Annotated in this window: 3 protein-coding genes; all 3 read right to left on the bottom strand. The window is 38.9% G+C overall.

All coding sequences use genetic code 11. The features are described 5' to 3' along the window. On the bottom strand, positions 1 to 417 hold a 417-nt coding region (locus AC58UU_RS39860), incomplete at its 3' end, for a LytS/YhcK type 5TM receptor domain-containing protein (RefSeq protein ID WP_497323035.1). Between the two features lie 344 nt (positions 418 to 761). After that, positions 762 to 1,235, bottom strand: coding sequence for a transposase (locus AC58UU_RS39855; RefSeq protein ID WP_497323034.1), 474 nt, complete (start codon positions 1,233 to 1,235; stop codon positions 762 to 764). After that, the coding region (locus AC58UU_RS39850) for an ATP-binding protein (protein ID WP_497323033.1) at positions 1,201 to 1,417 on the bottom strand (217 nt) is incomplete at its 5' end. The genes AC58UU_RS39855 and AC58UU_RS39850, both read right to left, overlap by 35 nt.

Raw genomic sequence — 1,417 nt, 5'->3', positions numbered from 1 at the left:
TGCAGAACATAAAGCAATTAAAGTTCCAAATATAATTGTTTTTTTCTTGGATAAACCATTGTAATACTTGAGAAAAAATGCTGTGAAAATAAAAATAGGTATATAAGAAATACACGTTACTATAAATCCATTACCTCCAAGCAGATACCTATACAAAAGAAGTACTAGAGCAACAATTAGACCAGGTCGTATTCCACCATACAAAATTGCTATGATAAAAGGGAGTATTCTTAAGTCGTATATATAACCAGGGAAAACGGTAAATGGAAAAGACATACAGAATATAACTGAGATACTTCCATGCACGCCAATAAGGATTTCTTTATTCTTTGTTTTGTAAAGTCCGAGGGAAAAATAAGTGAGGATACTTACCAAAATGAAGAGAAAATTTAATAGTAATTGGTCTATCCCTAACAAGGCGATCCCCTCTTCTTTGAATTCATAAGATTCTGATATAAATATATCTTGAATTGTGCTATATGTCAGTAAGGGATTTTCGAATTATTGTATATATAGCCGGAACCGTATTGGAAAATTAGTAATAGCTTGAAGCAATTCTTGCCCATCAAAATACCAGAAGGGCTGCCACATGGCCAATGTCATTTAGTTTAGCTCAAAGACAAGAACAGGAATAAAAATGAAATCCGAAACGGCATGGGAAAAGTCCTGTGCCGTTTGTTTTTTTGGTGAAAGCAAAGAAAAAGCGCACAGCAAACAAAGCGGATGGAGTGTCCGCTTTAAAAATGTTCTTGTGAAACGAATTATGCTACTCTATAGACGAAGCTCACGACTGATTTCCAACGGATTTTGCGCGTATTCTGCTGCCCTTTGCGAACGGGTCGAATCGGCAAAATGTTTTTGCGAATCAGTGCTTCAACATTAGGCAGGGGTTCATCACCTTTTGAGCGCAGGAAATGTCTACAAACGTGAACGGCGACCGTGAAGTTAACTTGGTATTGGTGCCGTTTATCCATTTGGGAAATGACGACGTGCGAGGTCATCATTTCAGCGAAATTGTACATAATCATTCTTGCGAAAATCTCTTGGATGATGGACTCTCGTCTCTTCGCGTGAAAACTCGTCAGACCGACAGTGTATTTTAATGCTCTAAAAGAGGTTTCAATGCCCCAGCGCATGTTATAAATGGACCCCAGTTCCTCGGGTGGGAAATCATCGGCAGAAAGATTCGTAATGATGGTTTCATAAGTTCCACTCGGCAGGACGAATTTCCCCATCTAGGGCCTCAATAATTCGATAGCACACCATCAAGCCCAGCCCAGTCCCTTTATCCTTAGTTGAATAAAAGGGAACACCCAACCGAGATAATTGATCTTCCGTCATGCCGACTCCAGTATCAATAATTTCGATCACAACATCATTACTATTGGCATACACATTTATCGTTAGTTGACCATCT

This window comes from Paenibacillus sp. JT22N1 (assembly GCF_059692155.1).
Note: the sequence above shows the minus strand (reverse complement) of the source record. Positions and strands in the feature narration are given on the sequence as shown.

Excerpts from the sequence above, each read along its gene's own strand:
- AC58UU_RS39855 (WP_497323034.1), bottom strand. The coding sequence starts at position 1,235 with ATGGGGAAATTCGTCCTGCCGAGTGGAACTTATGAAACCATCATTACG.